Genomic DNA, 711 nt, shown 5'->3' with positions numbered 1-711 from the left:
AAAAGAGAAACTGATCAACAGATCCAAGAAAAAGAAATATACAGAAGAAGATTATTTGTATGAGGTGCAGGTATTGGATCCAAATATCAAAAGATTGAAAAGCATCATTCGCAATCTAAAATTCAGAAAAAATCGAAATGAGTTCAAACTTAAAAGAAAGATGCCTTCTGTATGTTTTGGTGGTAAAAAGAATTTGAAAAGTGATTTAGAAACCTTTAGATTCAAAAGACAAAGAAGAATGCTTATTACTGGTAGAAGACAAGGCAAGTATTCAAACAACCTTTTCAAATTAAATGTTGAAAATGATATGCTGACATATCGAAGTACACAAAAGGATATTGTATTCAAAGTACAGTTTCATAAGTACAAGGATGAACTGTACGCAAGAGTCAATGAAAAGCACAACTCACCTAATAAGGCAGTAGCCTATGAGTTGATGGATTATGGTGAATACTTTATTGTGAAAGCTATATTTGAAAAACATATGAATCTTCCAAAGACTAATACATTGTATGGAGCTGTAGGAATCGATATCAATGTGGACCATATAGCACTATGTGAAACCAATATGGATGGAAACATCGTTCTAATTAAGAAATATCCAATCCATAAAGAGAATACAAAGAATAAACGAAATGAAGAACTGTATCAGCTGGCCATTGAAATCATGGAACAATGTAAATCCAAGAAGAAGAGTCTGGTCGTTGAAGA

Annotated in this window: 1 protein-coding gene; it reads left to right on the top strand. The window is 32.2% G+C overall.

Features of this window, described 5'->3' with window-relative positions:
• A partial coding sequence (locus KTQ83_RS11915; RefSeq protein ID WP_217285060.1) for a hypothetical protein occupies positions 1–711 on the top strand: 711 nt, incomplete at both ends.

This window comes from Holdemanella porci (assembly GCF_019052655.1).
Taxonomy (GTDB): domain Bacteria; phylum Bacillota_I; class Bacilli_A; order Erysipelotrichales; family Erysipelotrichaceae; genus Holdemanella; species Holdemanella hominis.
Note: the sequence above shows the minus strand (reverse complement) of the source record. Positions and strands in the feature narration are given on the sequence as shown.